This is a genomic window from Janthinobacterium leeuwenhoeki, assembly GCF_051380795.1.
Lineage (GTDB): Bacteria > Pseudomonadota > Gammaproteobacteria > Burkholderiales > Burkholderiaceae_D > Janthinobacterium.
In genome coordinates this window covers 200563-220516 of record NZ_JBNYXT010000004.1, presented here as the reverse complement: position 1 = coordinate 220516, position 19954 = coordinate 200563, and the positions used below count along the sequence as shown (strand labels likewise).

The window sequence follows — 19954 nt, the reverse complement described above, 5'->3', positions numbered from 1 at the left end:
CCTAGTAAACGTCGAGCCGGCGCGCCTTCAGTGCGCTGGCCAGTTCTTCCAGGCCAAACGGTTTGCGCAGGAAACGCGCGCTGGCGTCCTGCATCAGGCTGGCGCCCCAGTCGTGCCCGGAAGCAAATACCACGTCCAGCTGCGGCCAGTGCGCGCGCGCATGCCGCGCCAGTTCCAGGCCGGACATGGTGGGCAGGCTGATGTCCGTCACCAGTACGTCCAGGCCCGGCATGGCCAGCAGGGGCAAGGCTTCCTCGGCGCTGGCCACGCCATGCACGGTGTGCCCCAGTATATTCAGCATTTCCGTCGTCATTACACGCGCATCGTCGTTGTCTTCCACCAGCAGGATGCGCCGCCCGGACGGGTCGGGCGCCCCCACCAGGCGACGGTCGGCCAGCACGTGGCGGATGCGCCGCGCCAGGTCTTCGCGCTGGTAGGGTTTGCTGAGCAGCTCCACGCCAGGGTCCAGACGTCCGCCCTGCATGATGGCGTTATGCGTGTAACCCGAGGTAAACAGCACGGCCAGTTCCGGCAGCAGCAATTTGGCCTGCTGCGCCAGTTCCTTGCTGCTGACGTGGCCTGGCATGACCACGTCCGTAAACAACAGGTCGACGGCCACGCCCGTGCCCAGCAGGGCCAGCGCCGAGGCGCCATCATCCGCATGCAGCACCTCGTAACCGAGGCCGCGCAGCATGTCGACCACCGTGTGCTGCACGGGTGCATCGTCTTCCACCACGAGGATGGTCTCGCTGCCGCCCAGTACGGGGCCCGTCAGGCCCGGTGGCGGCTCGGCCAGCTTTTCCAGCGAACGGGGCAGGTAAATCTTGAAAGTCGTGCCGGCGCCTGGAGCGCTGTGCACCTTGATATGGCCCGCGCTCTGGCGGATGAAGCCGTAAGCCATGGACAGGCCCAGCCCCGTGCCCTCGCCTTCACGCTTGGTGGTGAAGAATGGCTCGAATATCTGGTCGATCACGTCGCGCTCCATGCCATGGCCCGTGTCGGTGATGGTCAGCAGCACGTATTGCCCCTCCTGCACGTCGGCATGCAGGCTGGCGTAGGCAGCGTCGAGCGTGACATTGCTCAAGGTAAACGTGAGGCGCCCGCCCTTGTCCATCGCGTCGCGCGCGTTGATGGCCATGTTCAGCAGCACGTTTTCCATCTGGTTCGGGTCGACCAGCGTATGCCACAAGCCTGCACTGATGAAGGTTTCCTCGGAAATAGCTTCGCCCAAGGCGCGGCGGATCAGCTCATGCATGCGGCGCAGCAAACGCCCCAGGTCCGTCACCAGCGGCCTTAACGGTTGACGCCGCGCAAAGGCCAGCAGTTGCGAGGACAGCTTGGCGCCCCGTTCGACGGCCGAGGCCGCCGAAGCGAGGCGCCGGGCCGCCTGCGGATTGTCGGCCACCGTCAGTTTCAGCAACTGCAAATTGCCCGAAATGATTTGCAGCACGTTATTGAAATCGTGGGCCACGCCGCCCGTCAGCTTGCCGATCGATTCCAGCTTTTGCGCCTGCAATAACGCTTGCTCGCTGCGCACCAGCGCCAGCCGCGCCTCTTTTTCATCGGTGACATCGCGGCCAATGGCGTGAATCAGCTTCTGCGCCGGCACCGCCGTCCAGGAAATCCAGCGGTAGCCGCCATCGCGGCGCCGGTAGCGGTTTTCCATGCGCAAGGTGGACGCGCCATGGGCCAGGCGCGACAAGTCCTGCAAGGCCGCCATACGGTCGTCGGGATGCACGAGGCTGATGAAATCCATGCCCAGCGACTCGATTTCCGGGCGGTCGAGGATCTTGCTCCAAGCGGGATTGACGGCGATGATCATGCCCGCCAGATCCGCCACCAGCATGATGTCGGTGGACAGACGCCACATGCGGTCGCGATCGGCCGTGCGGTTGGCCATTTCCACTTCCAGCGAGGAATTCAGGTAAGCCATCTTTTCCAGCACGTTCTTCTGTTCCTGCACGTCCGTATTCGTACCCACCCAGCGCAGCACCGTGCCCGCCTCGTCGAACAGGGGCAAGGCGCGCGCCAGGAACCAGCGGTAGGCACCGTCGCTGGCGCGGCGCATGCGGAACTCGTGCTCATAGGCGCTGGCCGTGGCGACGGCCCGTTCCCAGCTTTTCTGCGAAGCCTGCACGTCGTCCGGATGCACGCAGTGGAGAAAACCGCTGGACACCAGCGACTTCAGCGATTGTCCCGTGTATTCGCACACCTGTTCGTTGACCCAGTAGGTGGCGCCGTTGCCATGCGCCAGCCAGGCCTGGTTGGGCATGGCCGAAGCGAGCGAACGGAACTGCGCTTCGCTGTCGAGCAAGGCGTTGCGCGCCTGCCAGTGTTTGTCGATATCCTCGCACGAGCCATACCATTTCGCGGGCTGGCCGCGCCCGTCCTGCCGGCAGTACGCGCGGGTATGCACCCAGCGGTACTGGCCGTCCTGCCGGCGCACGCGCATTTCCTGGTCGAACGGCTGGCCGCTGCCCAGCGCTTCGCTCCAGGCCGCCAGGGAATGGGGGATATCTTCGGGGTGGATGGCGTCCAGCCAGCTGGTGCCCAGGCCGCTACTACCCGTCCAATCGCGCCAGCGCGGTGCGACATAGTCGAGCTTGCCGTCGATGTCGGCCGTCCACAGCACTTGCGTGTTCAGTTCTATGGCGTAATGAAAGTGTTCGCGGCTGTCGTGCAGCGCCTGTTCCAGCTGGCCCCGCTCGATGACATGCGCGGCCACGCGCGCGGCCAGCGCCAACAATTCGATCTCGGGTTGCGTGGGGTGGCATGGCGCCTGGAAGAACAGGCCCAGCACGCCCAGGATATGCCCCTTGGCACCGAACACGGGAGCGACCCAGCAGGCGCGGTAGCCGTGCAGCATGGCTTCCTTGCGTCCCGCGCTCCAGTGTACGTCGCGTGTGATGTCGCCGCAATACACGGGCGCGCCGGAAAAGGCGGCCGTGCCGAACGGGGAAGGCTGTTCGCCGCCGTGGCGCAAGGCCAGGCACATATCTTGTGGCAGGCTGGGCGCGGACAGGCCGCAAAAGCGGTCGGCCTCGTCAATGAGCACCAGGCAGGCATGCGCGCCGCCCTCGGCCAGGTCTTGCAGCGCCAGCAACAAATGCTCCAATGCATGAGCCAGGTCGGCGCCTGTCGCGATGCTGCCCAGCGCACTATGCTCGGCGTCCAGCAAGGAAAGAATGTTGTTTGCGTGCACCGTGTCGAGATGGGGGAAACTGATGCCCGAAATATACCATGGGGCGCCCCTCTTGCAGGAGGAAAACAGCGTGCCGCTTGATCTCGGCGTCCACGCGGCCCTATGCTAAAGTATTGCTCTCTTCTCAAGCGAATCCCAGCATGCCTACCTCCTTGCCGTCTTCCCTGATCGCCACCGCCCTGCTCGCCTCCGTCCACGGCGCCGTCGCCGCCCCCATGCGCCTGGATGACTACCTGGCCCTGAACGGCCCTCCGCCCACAGCGCAGATCGCCTATGGCCCCGCGGCGTCGCAATACGCACAGCTGTTCCGGCCCGAAGGCAGCGGACCGTTCCCCGTCGTCGTGCTGGTGCATGGCGGCTGCTGGACGGTGGCCTTCGGCGGCATCAAGCAGATGCGCAACGTGGCCAGCGCCCTCGTTGCGCAAGGCATCGCCGTGTGGAATGTCGAGTACCGCCGGGTCGACGAGCCGGGCGGCGGCTATCCCGGTACGTATGCAGACATGCACGCGGCGCTGGATAGCCTGCAGCAGCACGCAGACCAGTACCAACTCGACACGGACCGCATCCTCGCCATGGGCCACTCGGCCGGCGGCCAGCTGGTGCAATGGATCGCCGGCCGGGAAAAACTGCCCAAGACCAGCCCCCTGTACCGCGACAAGTTCCTGCCGATCAAGAATATCCTCAGCCTGGGCGGCCTGGCCGACCTGCGCCATGAAAAGGACTTGATCAAGACCAGCTGCGAGCGCGACATCGCGCAAATGGCAGGCCAGCCCAGCACTGAGCGCCCCGACATCTACAGCGACACCAACGCCGCCGACCTGATGCCCAACGGCAGCCGCACCGTGCTGGCCACGGGCGAGCTCGACACCATCTCCCCACCCCGCGTCGCGCACGACTATGCGGCCAAGGCCAAGCTGGCTGGCGACCATGCGGAGGTGCTGATTTTGCCTGGGGCCAGTCATTATGACGAAATTGCGGCGACGTCGAATGCTTGGGGGATGATTTTGCTGGTGGTTCGGGAGATGCTGGGGATGGAGCGTGAAAATGTGTAGTAAAGGTCTTTATTAACCCAGCAACAATCACCGTTTCAGCGAATTAGCTTTCATTGTGGTCAATGAAAGCCGCGAAATTGCCGGCTGAAATTGTCCGCCCTCCATTTCGACCGCCACTCGTGGCATGGAGTTTAATTCAACCATAAATTTTTCGACAAGACTGCGATCCTTGTCTGTTTTAATACTATCCTTTAAAACTGGCGCCACATAATAAACGATCAAATCCGAATCATCGGGCTTATTGGATATAGCTTCCTTAACCACAGAAATTAAATTTGGCAAAGACATGAATGAAGCAAATACTTCGTATGGTTTCGAGTTGGCGAATGGGATTTTTCTGAGGTAGAAGCGAGCCAGGCGCAATTGATCATTTTTCTTCCAAGATCGATGTGCCATAACCTTGAAAGCTTCACTGTAGTTTTCAGATTCTATTGGAAAGATTTCCATTAGATAACTTGCAGCATCCTCAGATGCCAAACCTTTGAGCTTGGCTTCAAGTTTAGTTTGGTTATTCATGCAAACCTCCGACCTTCAATAATTCAGAAATAGCCCAAGGGGTAATTTGGCATAACACGCTCTTGTATCCAACGGTTGGTAATGACCAGAGTCGTTTTTCCAGTGGACAATCGTTCCGCGCTTTGGGCCCATGTTATTCGCGAAACGAATCGATCCAGCATAAGCCACATCCTTACCTCCGCTCAGACCCAGATGCGTTGAGTAATCAAAATTGCTATTCTGCCGCGCTACACGGACAATTCCATCTGACATAGTTACAAAGTCGTAACGCCCAGATGGGGTGATTTTTATCCCATTTACGCTCTTTAACCAATATCGTCCATCAGGATCCTGGCTCAGAAATCGAAGAATATTCTGCAAAACGACCGCATCTCCAGGCCTTAGATTACTGAACATGCCTGCACGAGTAAGGTTTTGGACTACAGAGGAAATTTGTTTCTCCTAAGAATAATCATCGTGCATGCAGCGCGTTTTTATCAATAGTACCTCGAACGCGCAAGGACCGCCTAACCTTGGCGCATATACTATCTATGCGACATCTGATTTCTTAGTAGATTCATCAAAACTGGTAACAACAGCAAGAACACGCCCGCGCCTCAAACAAAGGCTCCCCGGGCCCGCTGCTCCGGCCCGCCGTTCAAAACAATACCATCACTGAACCCGCGCCAGGTACTGGGTTAACTGGGCGAAAGTCGCCTTAAACCCCTCCTTCATCGAATCATGCCCTTCCAGGAAAGTCCGATGCTGCTCATCCGTGGCCTTATGCGGCGTCGACCGCAAAGTCATCGTCGTCTTGCCATTTTCCTCGGTGAGCGTCATGACATTGAACGATTCCAGCGGCCAGGTGGCGCTGACGGGGTGCTGCACGGCATTGCCCTGCTTGTCGGCAAACGACAAAATCGACACGATCCTGTCCGGCGCTTCGATAGACTGATAAGTAAACTTGCCCCACATCTCATAGCCATTGTCGGCGCGCATGCCGTAGTGGAAAACTCCGCCCGGTTTGAGGTCCAGCGCCAGCACGCTCAATTCGAAGCCGACAGGCCCCCACCACTGGGCCAGCCGTTCCGGCTCCACCCACGATTGAAATACCAGTTCGCGCGGCGCGTCGAAGGTTTGCGTGATGACAAAGTCGCTGCTGTCGCGATGCTGTCCTTCCTGCTTCTGTTTTTCCATCGTCATGCTGTCTCCCTGAGCTGGTGGCGGCGCCACTCGGTGGTGGTAGTCTTGCCGGCGTCGATATGGGCGCTGATGCCGATATTGCGGTAGCGCTCGATAGCTGTTTTGCGGGCCATCACAATCTCCAAGGCTAGCCCCGGCAACTGGTTTTTCAGTGTAGCAGACATCGATTTGGGCGGCATGGCAGCGGGTCGTTTACCAAGCGCACAACACTGTCCGCCGCACACACGTCTGGGACAGAGAATAAACAAGGTATTCCGCTATACTTTCACATCTATTAATCCACTAAAGATTAATAGGAATCAAGACGCACGGTAATTTATCGTGTAAGGCGACGCCGCCGGCATGCCGCCCAGGTGCGCACCGAACGAATTCCCCATACAGCCTATGACTATCCAACTAAGAAAAATAATCCTCTCCTCCCTGCTGGCATCGCCGGCGCTGGCCATGGCCGGTGAACTGGAACAACAAATGCAGCGTTGCGCCGTGCTTGGCGACGCCAGCGCCCGCCTGGGCTGCTTCGACACCCTGGCCAAGGCGGCAGAAAAGGCCACCTTCGCCGCCGGCGGCGATCCCGTCACTGCGGCCGCCACCCTGGCGGCGGCCGCCGAGGCAGCTCCCCTCACGCCAGTGAGCCTGCCGGGCGTGGCCACGCCGGAAGCCGTCAACGCCGCCATTCCCGCCATTGCACAGGCTGGCGCCACGCCACCGGAAGCGCCGATTTCGCGCACGCAGCAATCATGGGAACTCAACGACGCCGCGAAACGCGGCCTGTTCAACTTCCGCCCGCACCGCGACACCTATCTGCTGCTGGCCAATTACAGCAACGCCTCGAACGACGAGCCATTCCAGGATTTCACGCCGGGCGGCATCAAGAGCCAGCATGTGGAACTGACCTTCCAGCTGAGCTTCAAGATGAAGCTGCTGGAAGACATCGCCGGCACACCCATCGACATGTGGTTCGGCTACACGCAGCAAAGCTTCTGGCAGGCGTACAACCGCAAGGCATCGAGCCCGTTCCGCGAGACCAATTACCAGCCGGAACTGATGCTGGTCATGCCGATCAACAAGAATTTTGCTGGCCTGGAATTCAATTACCTGAACTTCGGCCTCGTGCACCAGTCCAATGGACAGACGTCGACCCTGTCGCGCAGCTGGAACCGCGTGTATGCCGAGCTGGGCGTGGAAAAAGACAACCTGGCCGTCACGACGCGCATCTGGCATCGCCTTGACAATGGCAAGACCGACAATGACAATATCGACATCACCGATTACATGGGGCATGGCGATTTGCGCGTGAGCTACCGCAACAAGGGTCACGAGTATGCCGTGACGGCCCGCCGCAATTTCAGCAAGAAGCATGGCTCCATGCAGGCAAGCTGGGCTTTCCCATTGAAGGCCAACCTGAAAGGCTATCTGCAACTGTTCTCCGGCTATGGCCAGAGCTTGATCGACTACAACTATTCGCAGAAATCGATCGGCGCCGGTTTCATGGTTGACCTGTAAGCAGCACAGTGGCAGAAACGAAAATGGCGCCGAGGGCGCCATTTTTTATGGGAAATGTCTGGTTTAGCGCCAGCCGCCCAGCACGCGCGCCGGCAGCATGACGATGGCGCGCAGCAATTCGAACACGCCTTCCACGCCAATGCCGATCAGGCGGAACGGCAGCAACAGCAGCCAGGCCAGCGGATACAGCACGAGCGCCAGCAAGGCCAGGGGCCAGCACACCAGCAAGAGCAACAGCCACAGCACGAATCCCAGCATCGCCTTCCCCCTAGAATGAAATGTGCGGAGCAAGCCGTGCTTGCCCCGCTACCGTGACAGCACTGTATAAAAGCGCCGCCACGGCGACAACGGCCATGCGATGAACTGCGTGCTGCGGGGATGAACGGTGCAAAAACGGGAATGAACGGGGACTTACTGGCCGACGCAAATCACTTTCGTGATGTATTCATGCGCGTTCGGCTTCTTGCTGGTGGCCCATTTGATAGCCTGGTTGGCATCTTCGATGGTCATGATGGTGGCCTTGTCCTTCGACTTGATGAAGGACACGCCTTCAAACACGCCTTCCTTGCTGCGCATTACCTTGGCAAACACGGGTGGCCTGGTCTCGCCATCGCTGATTTTGTTCTGTTGCACGAGGTAACGCTGATCGATCTGTTCCATGATAGTAAAGCTGTCCAGTGGCTAAAAGACGAAATATACCCTGAATGGACAAACGCCGCAGGACGAAATACCTGCGGCGTTGCCTTTACATTAATGGTACTTATGCGTAGACGGCGTTCTGTACCACTGGTTGCAAACTGACGTCATAGATCACCTGCGCGCGGATCGACGCTTCCAGCGAAGGAATCGAGCCGCCGGCGCGGTACTGAAAACTCACTTGCAGCACATCGCCCGCCTTCACGGCGACCGGCGTGGCCAGCGGCAAACACATGTAGTGGTTCAGCCAGTCGATGGTGGTCGAACGCTCGGGCACCACGGCCAGGATATTCTTGGTGACGAAGCGCAAGGCGTTCAGGGTCCCGCTGCGCTCGACGACAAACTTGCCGTCAAAACCGAACACGCTGTCCGTCGGCTGGCTGAAGTCGATGATGCTGTACACGGAAGGCGGCGCCAGTTCCTGCACGCCAGGATGAATGGCCGTGGTTTCCTGGAATTGCACGATGGGCGCATAAAAACCCTCGAAATCGTATTCCTGCTGCATCGGCTGCACGGCCATGATGACGGCTTCGGGCAGGAAGATGGGCAGCGGGCCGCCAAAACGGGCCAGGTAGCGGCGCTTGAACGATTCGATCACTTCCACCTGCTTTTCGCGCAGCATGCCGACATGGATCATTTCGCAGATAACCACATCGACAGGCTCGGGTGGCAAGTATTCGAAGGCATCCGCATGGACGACTTCGACTTTTTCACCGTTGGGATTGAGCGCCAGCATCTTGCGCGCTTCCTTGACCATGTCCGGATTGAACTCCACGCACCACACCTTGTCGGCGCGCGCGGCCGCAAACCACGACAGCACGCCCGTGCCGCCGCCCAGCTCCAGCACCTTCATGCCGGGTTTTACCGCGTAATCGATCGCCGACTTGAACCCGTGCATGCGGTTCTGATCCATCAGCATATTGTGATGGTAGTGGACGGGGATAAATTGCCCCAGGTAACAACTCTCGATTTCTCGTTCATTCAGCATGTCTGTCCTCTTGGAGTCTGGCTCCGATGGCCGATCGGTTTTGTCATTCCAGAAAGCAGTGATATCGCACGGGCTGCGCGAGGGGCGGCGACAATACAGCCGGCGCCTGACGGTGATGTGATGACCCATGTGAGGTATCTCCTGATTAATGCGACACAACCATTATCGTTAATCGGCAGGGAGAACAAAGGGCTGAGGTGAGAGGCAATTCCATGCCAGTTTCAGCGCTGGCATGGAAATCATTGAAATTAAAACATCACTTGCGTGTACTTATTTACGTGCCGCGCGCGCCTTCTGTGCCGCGTCGATGATGGCGACCACGCCGGGCTTGTCACCCGCCTGGGCGAACTGCACGGCCGTCCAGCCATGGTCGCTTTTCAGGCTGGCGTCCGCGCCCCAGGAGAGCAGCAGCTTGACGGCGCCCTCCTGCCCTTCGCGGGCGGCAAACATCAGTGGCGTGACGCTGGCGGGTGCGCGCGCATCGACCACGGCGTCACGGTCGAGCAGGATTTTCATGATGGACAAGTCGCCCGCCGAGGCAGCATAGTGCAGCGCCGTCCAGCCGCTCTGGTTGACCTTGGCGCCCTTGGCCAGCAAGGCGTTCACGGCGTCCTGCTTGTGCTTGTAGGCGGCCATCATCAGCGCCGTGTTGCCGTTCGCCGAACGGGCTTCCAGGTCGATGCCGGGCGCATCGAGCAGCACCTGGAAAACCCGGTCCGCATCGTCGCGCAAAGCCAGCACGAGGGGAATGTCACCCCGCTGCGCGTCAGGCTGGTTCGGATTCATGCCCTCCGCCAGCATGCTGCGCACGCCGCTGACATTATTGACGGACACGGCGCGAAAGAAAGCGTCCGGTTCCGGCGCCGCATGGCTGGCGGCCGCGCAGCACAGCAGCATCGCCAGGGCGAGTTTTTTCATCATGTTTAACCTTAAGAAGTTATGACAACTGATTGAATAACTTGAAAAAATTATCCGTCGTCTGCTGCGCCACCTGGGCCAGAGGAATGCCTTTCAAGGTCGACAGGTATTCCGCCACGTGGGCCACATAGCCGGGTTCATTCATGCGGCCGCGGAAGGGCACGGGCGCCAGGTACGGCGAATCCGTCTCGATGAGGATGCGCTCGAGCGGCACTTCCAGCGCCACGGCCTGCAAGTCTTTCGCGCTCTTGAACGTGACGATGCCGGAAAAGGAAATATAGAAACCCATGTCGATAGCGGCGCGCGCCACTTCGAGCGATTCAGTAAAGCAATGCATGACGCCGGCCACGCCGCCGTCAGACACGCCCGCGCCCTCTTCACGCATGATGCGGATGGTATCTACACTAGCCGCTCTTGTGTGAATAATCAAGGGCTTGCGCGTGATTCTTGAAGCTTTGATGTGCGTGCGGAAACGCTCGCGCTGCCATTCGAGGTCGCCCGTCAGGCGGAAATAGTCGAGGCCCGTCTCGCCGATGGCGATGATCTTCGGGTGATCGGCCAGGCGCACCAGATCTTCCACGGACGGTTCAGGCGTGTCCTCGTAATCGGGATGCACGCCGACGGAAGCAAAAATATGCGGATACTGCTCGGCCAGGGCCAGCACTTGTGGGAAGTCCGGCAAGTCGACGGACACGCACAAGGCGTGCGTCACCTTGTTCTCGGCCATCTTGGCGAGGATCTCGGGCATGCGAGCAGCCAGCTCGGGGAAATTGATATGGCAATGGGAATCGATATACATAAGGCGGGATTGTACCGGAGGGAGCGGAATCTGGCAGGGGCAAGGCGCAAATCCGTCCTGCCGCTAACTACTCCCACGCTACTCCCGCGTGGTTCGCCTACGGCCCCTGCGGCTGCCACAACTCCACCTTGTTGCCCTCGGGATCGATGACCCAGCCGAACTGGCCATACTCGGAGTCGGGCGCCTTCTCCAGCACGTTACAGCCCTCGTCGCGCAAGGCTTGCTGCGCGAGCCCGTCTCCAGCGCCCAGAAATAGGTCATTTACTTTAACTTTACAGCACAAGCATTTGATTCTATTGACAACTAGTTGCGTAATCGAGCAGCATGTCTTCCAGGAACAGCTTGGGCGACAGCGGGTGTTCGGCAATCGCGCGGCGTTCGTTGGCGGCCTTGATGGCAGCCATCAAACGGCTCACGTTGATGCGACCGGCCAGCGCTTCGAGTTCACGCCGGTGGCGCGGGTAGTAGCGGATGGTGCCGGACAACTTGACGGAAAACACGTCGTACAGCCAGCGCTGCAAGGAAGCGACCAGCGGCGCCAGCGGCGCTTTCTGCAGCTTGTCGGCCGCTTTCAGGGCCGCTTCCACGCCCGGGTTGGCCAGCACCTGCAGCAATTGTTCCGTTTCTTCACGCCCGCCCGATTCGGACTGGGCCAGCGCGGCCAGCGGCGCGCCGCCCTGCTCGCGCAGCCAGCTGTCCGCATCGTTCAAGCCTTGTTGCTTGAGCCAGGTCAAAGCCTGCTCGTGGCTGGGCATGGGCAAGGCAAATTTCCTGCAGCGCGACAATATCGTCGGCAGCAATCGGTCCAGGCTGTTCGAGGCCAGCAGGAACAAGGTGCCCGGCGGCGGTTCTTCCAGGGTCTTCAGCAAGGCGTTCGACGCAGGCGTGTTGAGTGCTTCGGCCGGGTACAGCACCACCACGCGCAAGCCCTGGCGGTGCGTGGAAATGTTCATGAAGTCGGCCAGGTTGCGGATCTGCTCGATCTTGATGTCTTTCGACGGCGTCTTGGTCTTGGCGCTTTTCTTCGCGCCGTCGCCGTCTTCGCCATCGTCCGCCACGTCGTCTTCCAGCGCTTCCGGACGAACCCGGCGGTAATCGGGATGGTTGCCCTGGCTAAACCAGCCGCACGAGGCGCAGGCGCCGCAGGCGTGGCCGTCGGCGCGCACGTCTTCGCACAACAAGGCCTGCGCGAAATGCTCGATGAAATCGGCCTTGCCGATGCCCTGCGCACCATGGAACAGAATGGCATGCGGCATGCGCGGGCGCAAGGCTTGCAATTGCTGCCAGGCGTCCTGTTGCCACGGATAGAGAGAACTGGTCATTTTATTCCTTGCCAATCAGTTGCTTGCGACGCTTTTATCAAGCAATACATCAAGCAGTTGCGCAAGCTGCACTTGAATATCGGCAATGCTTTGCGTGGAATCGATGATGCGGAAGCGTTCAGAAAACTGGGCCGCACGGCGCAGATACTCGTTGCGCGTGGCGGCAAAGAAATCCGATCGCTCCTGTTCGAACTTGTCGAGCGCACGCGTGGCGTCCAGGCGGGCACGGGCCACGGCCAGCGGCACGTCGAACAGGAACGTCAGGTCCGGCTGCAAGTGCGGATGCACCCATGCTTCCAGCGCTTCCATCTTGCCCAGGTCCATGCCGCGTCCGCCCCCCTGGTAGGCGAAGCTGGCATCGCTGAAGCGGTCGGAAATGACCCACTCGCCCCGCTCCAGGGCGGGCGCAATGACTTGCGCGATATGTTCGCGGCGGCTGGCGAACATCAGCAATGCTTCCGTTTCCAGGTGCATTTTTTCATGCAGCAGCAGTTCGCGCAGTTTTTCGCCCAGGCTGGTGCCGCCCGGTTCGCGCGACGAGACGAGGCTGACGCCCCGCTGCCGCAGGTAGTCGGTGACAAAGCCGATATGCGTCGACTTGCCCGCGCCATCGATGCCTTCGAAGGTGATGAAACGGGGTTGATAGTGTTGTGTCATGAAACTCTTAATCTTGTAATGATATTAACGCTGATACTGGTTCACGGCGCGGTTGTGGTCGGGCAAATTGGCCGAAAACTGGCTGGTGCCGTCGCCGCGCGCGACGAAATACAGCGCTTGCGTGCGGGCCGGTGCCAGCGCCGCCGTCAGCGATTGCGCGCCAACCAGGGCGATTGGCGTGGGCGGCAAGCCGCCGCGTGTGTAGGTATTGTAGGGGGTGTCCGCTTCCAGGTCGCGTTTGCGGATCTTGCCCTGGTAGTTGTCGCCCATGCCATAGATCACGGTCGGGTCGGTCTGCAGCAGCATGCCTGTTTTCAGGCGGTTGACGAAGACGCCGGCGATCATGGCGCGCTCGGACTTTTGCCCCGTTTCCTTTTCCACGATGGAAGCCATGATCAGCGCTTCGTACGGGTTCTTATAGGGCAAGGCCGGATCGCGCTTGTCCCACGCTTCGGACAGGCGGCCGATCATGGCCGTGTGTGCCTGCTTGAAAATCTGCATCTCGCTGGCGCCCTTGGCGAACAGATACGTATCCGGGAAGAACAAACCTTCCGGATGCACATATTCCGGGCTGATTTTCGCCATCAGTGCCTTGTCGGACAGGCCCACGGTATCGTGCTTGAGGCCAGGGTGATTCGCCATCGCCAGGCGCATCTGCTTGAAAGTCCAGCCTTCGATGATGGTCAGCGACTCTTGCGCAAACTCGCCGCGCGCCAGTTGCGTGATCAGACGCTGCGGCGTGGTGCCCGGTTTCAGTTCGTAGGAACCGGCCTTGATCTTCGAGGTCTTGCCTTCGATGCGCGCCAGCATGTTGAGCAGGATGGGCTCGATGGGCACGCCCGCGTCCGCAATCTGCTGGCCGGCCGCATGCGCGCCGCTGCCCGGCGCGATCGTAAACGGGATCGCGTCGCCTTCCGTGGTGATGGGTTGCTGCGCCCAGTACACAAAAGTACCGCCGACGCCGATGGCGGCGATGACTGAACTGACTACAAGTTTTTTAAAGAAAGCCATTGTTCCGATTCTTGTGATGCGGGCGCTGATGGCCAGCGTCCGCTTGTTATGATCGTTCATTTGTGAAGCAAGTGCGCGCAAAGCGGCACCAATACTGGCAAACTTGCCGCTGCCGACGCAATCTGCGCGACATCACTATAATGAACCCGTAATGATAATGCTTAATCGCTGATCTAATGGAAATTATGAATAACTGGAATCAATTTTTAACAGCACAAGGCGCCCGCCCCGTTGCCTCCGATGGCGCGCCTGATAGCACCACCCCTATCGCCGCCGCCTGTATCCACGATTTCGGCCAGTCCCTGACAGTGCCCCAGCTGCAAGAAGGTTTTGTCGCGGCCATCACGGACCAAGGCTTGATCGGCTTGAACGGCGACGAGGCAGCCAGTTTCCTGCATGGCCAGCTGACCAACGATGTGGAACACCTGAGCCAGGAGCAAGTGCGCCTGGCCGGTTACTGCACCCCGAAGGGCCGGCTGCTGGCCAGTTTCCTGATGTGGCGCAGCGCCACCACCATTTATTTGCAATTGCCGCGCGCCATACAGCCGGCCATCCAGAAGCGCCTGCAGATGTTCGTGCTGCGCGCCAAGGCCAAGCTGCACGATGCGTCCTTTGATGAAGCCAAGCAGGTCATCCTGGGCCTCGGCGGCCAGAGGGCCAGCGCGGCCCTGTCCGCTCTGTTTTCCACCCTGCCCGCCACGCCGTTCAGCAAAGTTGAGCATGCGCTGGGCACGCTGCTGCGCGTGGCTGATGCCTTCGGCAGCGCCCGCTATGAATGGCTGACGTCGGCCGCCACGGCGCGCGACGCCTGGCCGCAATTGACGCAACAGCTGGCCAAGGGTGGCAATGACGCCTGGCGCTTGTCGGACATCCACGCGGGCATTCCGCAGATCACGGCCGCCACGCAAGAACAATTTGTGCCGCAAATGGTCAATTTTGAATTACTGGGCGGCGTCAATTTCAAGAAAGGCTGCTACCCGGGCCAGGAAATCGTCGCGCGCAGCCAGTATTTGGGCAAGCTCAAGCGCCGCACCACCCTCGTCAGCATTGCCGATCCCGCGGTATTGGCCGGCGGCGAACTGTTTGCCGTCAGCGACCCCGAGCAGCCTTGCGGCATGGTCGTCAACGCAGCGCCCAACGGCGTGGGCGGCATCGACGCCCTCGTTGAAATGAAGCTGGGGGCGATTGCAGAAGGTTCAAGCGCCACCGGCGCCGTGCGCTACGGTTCGGCGCTGGGCGTTCAGGTGCAGTTCCTGCCCATGCCTTACGTGCTCGACGCACTCGACTTGTGAGAATGCCATGAAAGATCTGTACATTTACTATCAAGTCAAGGAAGAGCACGCCCAGGCGCTGGAAGCCCGGGTGCGCGCCTTGCAAGCCAAGCTGGCGGCCGCCTCCGGCGTCGCACCGCAACTCAAGCGCCGTCCGGAAGCCAAGGATGGCTTGCAGACGTGGATGGAAATCTATCCCGTCGTCGGCGAAGGTTTTGCCGAACTGCTGGCCAGCGCATCCGACGAAGCGGGCTTGCTGTCCCTGACGGCTGGCGCGCGCCATACGGAAGTGTTCATGGATTTGCCTCCATGTGCCTGATCGTTTTTGCCTGGAAAGTCAATCCGCACATCCCGCTGATTGCCGCCGCCAACCGCGACGAATTTTATGAACGCGCCAGCGCCCCCGCCGGCGCCTGGCCTGAACACCCGCAAGTGTATGCGGGCCGCGACCTGCAGGCAGGCGGCAGCTGGATGGGCATCACCCAGAGCGGCAGCGGCAGCTCGCGCTTTGCCGCCATCACGAATATCCGCAGTCCGCAAGACCGCAACCCGGACGCCCCCTCGCGCGGCGCCCTGGTGGCCGACTACCTGGCCGGCAATATGTCGCCGCAAGACTACATCGCGCAAATCCGCCCCGGCTGCAAAGCCTACAACGGCTTTAATCTGGTGCTGGGCGATGCGCATACGCTGATCTGGTTTTCCAACCGCGGCGATGGCGATGCGCGCAATGCCCAACCGTTAGAACCGGGCATCTACGGCCTGTCGAACGCCCTGCTGGACGCGCCGTGGCCGAAAGTCTTGAAGACCAAGGCCCAGTTCGCCAGCCTGCTGTGCCAGGGCGCGCCCGACGAGGCGTATTTCGACATGCTGGCCGACACCACGCGCGCGCCCGACTTCCGCTTGCCCGACACGGGCGTGCCGCTCAACCTCGAACGTGTGCTCTCCGCCGTCTGCATCGAAACGCCGGGCTACGGCACGCGCACTTCCACCGTCGTGAAACTGTTCCCGGACTCCCCCGGTGAACTGCATGAGCTGGTGATACAGTAGGTCGGGTAGGTCGGGGTAGGTCGGGTTAGCGCGCAAGCGCGTAAGCCGACAACACCAGCCCCCTCAACCGGCATCGCCGCCATCCCCAACGTCGGATTACGCGTGCCTGCGGCGCGCTGATCCGACCCACGCACGCTTCCCCTTGTCTTCATCGAAAAGCCACTCGGCATGCGTCCGCACAAAAAAGAAAGCGCTTGCGCAAGCGCTTTCTTTTGTTTACGATAGATTCAAACGCGGCGACACAGCCGCACACTATCGCAGCACACAATAATAATAAAACCACCAGGAGACACCATGGCCACCATGGAAGATGTAGCGCGGGCGGCGGACGTATCGCTGTCGACCGTCTCTCACGTAGTCAACGGCACCCGCAAGGTCAGCCCGAAAACCGTCGCCGCCGTCAATGCGGCCATGCAGCAGATCGGCTATGTGCCGAACATGCTGGCGCGCGCCTTGGCCGGCTCGTCGTCGGGCACCATCGGCGTGGCCATTTCCGCCTTCACCAATCATTATTTCAGCGAAACCGTGCGCGCCATCGAGGCGGCCTGCACGCGCCATGGCTTGATGATGCTGTTTTCCGATACGCATGACGATCCCGAGCAGGAATTGAAAGTGGTGCAGAACTTGCACCAGCGCCGGGTCGACGGCATCGTACTGGCGCCCTCGGGCGATCCCCACAACCGCGCCCTCGACTATTTGAGCAGCAACAAGATCGCGTCCGTGCTGGTCGACCGCATGTCGCCACAGCCGTTCGACCAGGTGGGCGTGGAAAACATCGAGGCGACGGCCCAGCTGGTCAGCCATCTGATCACAGCCCACGGCCACCGCCGCATCGGTTTCATTGCCGGCGCGCCCGGCCTGTCCACCACGGACGAGCGTATCGCAGGCTACCGCCTGGCCTTGCAGCGCGCCAATATCGCCTTCGATGCGGACCTGCTGCGCTCGGGCGACTCCAATCTGGAGCGCAGCGGCATGGCCACGCGCGAATTGCTGGCCCTGCCCGCCGCACAGCGCCCGACGGCCGTCGTGGCAGGCAATAACCTGATGACCATCGGCACCATGCATGCCTTGCGCGACGCGCACATTGCGGTACCGCAAGACGTCGCGCTGGCCGGCTTCGATGATTTCGACTGGGCCGACTATTTCAGCCCCCGCCTGACCGTGATGGCCCAGCCGCTCGAAGAGCTGGGCGCCATGGCCGTCGACCTGTTGATCGACCGCATCGCCAACCCGGGCCGCGCCCAGCACGTGCAGCGCTTGTCGCCGGCCCTGCGCGTGCGCAATTCCTGCGGCTGCCCCTGACCTTTTACTGTAAATCAACATGCTTCCAGCGATTTCCCTCGGTATCGATCTCGGTACCTCCGAACTGAAAACCGTGCTGATGGACAGCACTGGCAGTGTGCGCGGCCAGGCTTCCGTGCGCCTGGACGTCAGCCGCCCTCAACCGGGCTGGTCCGAACAAGCGCCGCAGGACTGGTGGGCCGCCTGCGTCAACGCGCTGGGCCAGCTGCGCGCCGGCTGGCCGCAGGACTACGCGCAGATCGCCTGCATCGGCCTGTCGGGCCAGATGCATGGCGCCGTGCTGCTCGATGCCAACGATAACGTGATCCGTCCCGCCATCCTGTGGAACGATGCGCGCGCCGAAGCCGAGGCCGCCACCCTGGCGCGCGACTATCCCGCGTATGCCGACGTGACCGGCAGCCTGCCCATGGCGGGCCTGACGGCGCCAAAATTGCTGTGGCTGCAAACGCACGAGCCTGACGCGTTTGCCGCCATCGCCTGCCTGCTGTCGCCAAAAGACTATCTGCGCTTGCGCTTGACGGGGATCAAACTGACGGACATGTCCGACGCGGCCGGCACCCTGTGGCTGGACGAGGCCGCTCGCGCCTGGTTCGCGCCCATGCTGGCCGCCTGCGGCCTGGCGCCAGAACAAATGCCGGCGCTGGCCGAAGGCGATGCCGCCACGGGTACCGTGCTGGCCGCCATCGCCGGCGAGCTGGGCTTGCCCATGGAGGTGGTGGTGGCCGGTGGCGGCGGCGACAATCCCGTCTCGGCCGTCGGCATCGGCGCCGTCAACGGCGGCGACAGTTTTATCTCGCTGGGCACCAGCGCCGCCATCGTTTCCGTCACCGAAGCGCCCTTGGGCAACCCGGCCGGCGGCGTGCACAGCTTTTGCCACGCCCTGCCGGGGCGCTGGTACGCCATGGGCGCGATCCTGTCCGGCGCCAGCTGCTTGCGCTGGGCGACGGGTGTGCTGGGCCAGCCCGACGAGGCAAGCCTGCTGGCGCTGGTGGAAGCGGGCTTGCCGCTCGATACCGCCATCGCCCCATCCGCGCCCCTGTTCCTGCCCTACCTGTCGGGCGAGCGCACGCCGCATAACGACCCGCAAGTGCGCGGCGCCTTCTTGCAGCTGGGCCACGACAGCACGCCAGCGCAGCTCGCTTATGCCGTGCTCGAAGGCGTGGCCTTTGCCTTGCGCGACGCCATGGCGGCCGTCACCTCGACCGGCGCCGTAGTGCCCCATTGCATGCTGGTGGGCGGCGGCGCGCGCAGCCAGTACTGGGCGCAGTTGCTGGCCAATGTGCTGGGCCGCGAAATGCGCACCCTGCACAACAGTGAACTGTCGGCCAGCCTGGGCGCGGCCAAGCTGGGCTTTGCCGCCATCGGCCAGCGCCAGCTGCTGGCCACCAGCTTGCCCATCAAAAACACTTTTCTGCCCGATGCCGCGCACAGCGCAGCCTTGAGCATCCGCTACGGCCGCTACCGTAGCCTGTTTCCCGCCGTGCAAGCCTTGCACCAACTCAGTGATAAGGAATAGTAATGAATCAGCTGCAACAATTGAAGCAACACAGCACCGTCGTCGCCGACACGGGCGACTTCTTGCAACTGGCGCGCTTCGCGCCGCAAGACGCCACCACCAATCCGTCGCTGATCTTGAAGGCCGTGCTGCAGCCCGATTACGCGCCCTTGCTGGAAAGCACGGTCGCCGCGCACAAGAACGCTACGCTGGACGATATCGTCGACCAGGTACTGGTGCGCTTCGGCCTGGAGATATTAAAAGTCGTGCCAGGCCGCGTGTCGACAGAAGTCGATGCCCGCCTGAGCTTTGACCGCGCCGCCACCGTGGCCCGGGCGCGCCGTTTGATCGCCCTGTACGAAGCGGCCGGCATCGGACGCGAAAGAGTGCTGATCAAGATCGCCGCCACCTGGGAAGGCATCCAGGCGGCGCGCGAACTGGAAGCCGATGGCATCTTTTGCAACCTGACCCTGCTGTTTGCATTTTGCCAGGCCGTCGCCTGCGCCGATGCGCAAGTGCGCCTGATTTCGCCATTCGTGGGCCGCATCTACGACTGGCACAAAAAATCGCTGGGCGCGGCATGGGACGAAACGGCGCGCAGCCTGTCCAACGATCCAGGCGTGCAGTCCGTCACGCGCATCTTTAATTACTACAAGCAACATGGCATCGCCACGCAAGTGATGGGCGCCAGCTTCCGCAACGTGGGACAGATCACGGCCCTGTCCGGCTGCGACTTGCTGACCATCAGCCCGGACCTGCTGGCCAAGCTCGAAGCGCTTGACGCCCCGTTCGAGCGTGCCCTGGGCGGCGACCTGGGCGCGGCGCAGCCAGCCATCACGTATGACGAGGCCGCTTTCCGCTACGCCTTGAACGACGATGCGATGGCAACGGAAAAACTTGCCGAAGGCATACGCGGCTTTGCCATCGATGCGGGCAAGCTGGACGCCATGATCGAGAAATTACGTACTCACTAACGCAGTCAATAAGTTTCAC

General features: G+C 61.3%; 20 protein-coding genes and 1 pseudogene. 8 read left to right on the top strand and 13 right to left on the bottom strand.

From position 1 onward, the window contains the following. Position 1: 1 nt before the first annotated feature. Positions 2-3202 (bottom strand): PAS domain-containing protein, encoded by a 3201-nt coding sequence (locus tag ACQ4WS_RS05795; RefSeq protein WP_436474489.1) that lies wholly within the window; start codon positions 3200-3202, stop codon positions 2-4. A gap of 140 nt (positions 3203-3342) precedes the next feature. Here ACQ4WS_RS05795 and ACQ4WS_RS05790 point away from each other — a divergent pair, with 140 nt between their 5' ends. Beyond that, positions 3343-4254 carry an alpha/beta hydrolase gene (locus ACQ4WS_RS05790; RefSeq protein ID WP_436474487.1) on the top strand — a complete coding sequence of 304 codons (912 nt, stop codon included), beginning with the start codon at positions 3343-3345 and terminating at the stop codon, positions 4252-4254. A 27-nt stretch (positions 4255-4281) separates the two neighbouring features. Here ACQ4WS_RS05790 and ACQ4WS_RS05785 read toward each other — a convergent pair whose 3' ends face one another. The 3 genes and pseudogenes from ACQ4WS_RS05785 to ACQ4WS_RS05775 all read right to left on the bottom strand — a co-directional run. Next, positions 4282-4770, bottom strand: a complete 489-nt coding sequence (locus ACQ4WS_RS05785) for a hypothetical protein (RefSeq protein WP_436474485.1) — start codon at positions 4768-4770, stop codon at positions 4282-4284. Positions 4771-5421: 651 nt separating this feature from the next. Next, positions 5422-5952, bottom strand: coding sequence for an SRPBCC family protein (locus tag ACQ4WS_RS05780; protein WP_436474483.1), 531 nt, complete (start codon positions 5950-5952; stop codon positions 5422-5424). A gap of 29 nt (positions 5953-5981) precedes the next feature. Then, a pseudogene (locus ACQ4WS_RS05775) lies at positions 5982-6065 on the bottom strand (GTP-binding protein); the annotation flags it as partial. A gap of 271 nt (positions 6066-6336) precedes the next feature. Here ACQ4WS_RS05775 and ACQ4WS_RS05770 point away from each other — a divergent pair. Beyond that, positions 6337-7455, top strand: a complete 1119-nt coding sequence (locus ACQ4WS_RS05770) for a phospholipase A (RefSeq protein WP_436474481.1) — start codon at positions 6337-6339, stop codon at positions 7453-7455. A gap of 63 nt (positions 7456-7518) precedes the next feature. Here ACQ4WS_RS05770 and ACQ4WS_RS05765 read toward each other — a convergent pair whose 3' ends face one another. The 9 genes from ACQ4WS_RS05765 to mltG form a co-directional block, all read right to left on the bottom strand. After that, positions 7519-7713: a hypothetical protein gene (locus ACQ4WS_RS05765; protein WP_436474479.1), complete on the bottom strand. Its 195-nt coding sequence runs from the start codon at positions 7711-7713 to the stop codon at positions 7519-7521. A 153-nt stretch (positions 7714-7866) separates the two neighbouring features. After that, positions 7867-8115 carry a hypothetical protein gene (locus ACQ4WS_RS05760; RefSeq protein ID WP_035819046.1) on the bottom strand — a complete coding sequence of 83 codons (249 nt, stop codon included), beginning with the start codon at positions 8113-8115 and terminating at the stop codon, positions 7867-7869. 100 nt (positions 8116-8215) lie between these two features. Then, positions 8216-9139, bottom strand: coding sequence for a class I SAM-dependent methyltransferase (locus ACQ4WS_RS05755; RefSeq protein WP_436474477.1), 924 nt, complete (start codon positions 9137-9139; stop codon positions 8216-8218). Between the two features lie 270 nt (positions 9140-9409). Beyond that, positions 9410-10060 (bottom strand): ankyrin repeat domain-containing protein, encoded by a 651-nt coding sequence (locus tag ACQ4WS_RS05750; protein WP_436474475.1) that lies wholly within the window; start codon positions 10058-10060, stop codon positions 9410-9412. 16 nt (positions 10061-10076) lie between these two features. Continuing rightward, positions 10077-10856, bottom strand: a complete 780-nt coding sequence (locus ACQ4WS_RS05745) for a TatD family hydrolase (RefSeq protein WP_436474473.1) — start codon at positions 10854-10856, stop codon at positions 10077-10079. A gap of 97 nt (positions 10857-10953) precedes the next feature. Then, positions 10954-11139 carry a VOC family protein gene (locus ACQ4WS_RS05740; protein WP_436474471.1) on the bottom strand — a complete coding sequence of 62 codons (186 nt, stop codon included), beginning with the start codon at positions 11137-11139 and terminating at the stop codon, positions 10954-10956. Between the two features lie 10 nt (positions 11140-11149). After that, positions 11150-12178, bottom strand: coding sequence for a DNA polymerase III subunit delta' (locus tag ACQ4WS_RS05735; RefSeq protein WP_436474469.1), 1029 nt, complete (start codon positions 12176-12178; stop codon positions 11150-11152). A 15-nt stretch (positions 12179-12193) separates the two neighbouring features. Continuing rightward, entirely contained in the window at positions 12194-12835 is a 642-nt protein-coding gene (tmk, locus tag ACQ4WS_RS05730) for a dTMP kinase (RefSeq protein WP_436474468.1), read from the bottom strand. A gap of 24 nt (positions 12836-12859) precedes the next feature. Beyond that, complete coding sequence (gene mltG / locus ACQ4WS_RS05725) at positions 12860-13846, bottom strand: endolytic transglycosylase MltG (protein WP_436474466.1); 987 nt, start codon at positions 13844-13846, stop codon at positions 12860-12862. A 176-nt stretch (positions 13847-14022) separates the two neighbouring features. Between mltG and ygfZ the strand changes: the two genes are divergently transcribed. The 6 genes from ygfZ (at position 14023) to tal (ending at position 19935) form a co-directional block, all read left to right on the top strand. Next, positions 14023-15138, top strand: a complete 1116-nt coding sequence (ygfZ, locus tag ACQ4WS_RS05720) for a CAF17-like 4Fe-4S cluster assembly/insertion protein YgfZ (RefSeq protein WP_436474464.1) — start codon at positions 14023-14025, stop codon at positions 15136-15138. Between the two features lie 7 nt (positions 15139-15145). Next, positions 15146-15436, top strand: coding sequence for a DUF4936 family protein (locus tag ACQ4WS_RS05715; protein WP_436474462.1), 291 nt, complete (start codon positions 15146-15148; stop codon positions 15434-15436). Then, a complete protein-coding gene (locus ACQ4WS_RS05710) occupies positions 15427-16164 on the top strand; it encodes an NRDE family protein (protein WP_436474460.1) in 738 nt (245 codons plus the stop codon). The genes ACQ4WS_RS05715 and ACQ4WS_RS05710 overlap by 10 nt, the downstream gene beginning before the upstream one ends. Positions 16165-16458: 294 nt before the next feature. Continuing rightward, positions 16459-17466, top strand: a complete 1008-nt coding sequence (locus ACQ4WS_RS05705) for a LacI family DNA-binding transcriptional regulator (protein ID WP_436474458.1) — start codon at positions 16459-16461, stop codon at positions 17464-17466. 31 nt (positions 17467-17497) lie between these two features. Next, the gene (gene xylB, locus ACQ4WS_RS05700) at positions 17498-18982 is read left to right on the top strand and encodes a xylulokinase (protein ID WP_436474576.1); all 1485 of its coding nucleotides are present in this window, start codon (positions 17498-17500) and stop codon (positions 18980-18982) included. Between the two features lie 2 nt (positions 18983-18984). Continuing rightward, positions 18985-19935 carry a transaldolase gene (gene tal, locus ACQ4WS_RS05695; RefSeq protein WP_436474456.1) on the top strand — a complete coding sequence of 317 codons (951 nt, stop codon included), beginning with the start codon at positions 18985-18987 and terminating at the stop codon, positions 19933-19935. The last annotated feature ends 19 nt before the right edge of the window (positions 19936-19954 follow it).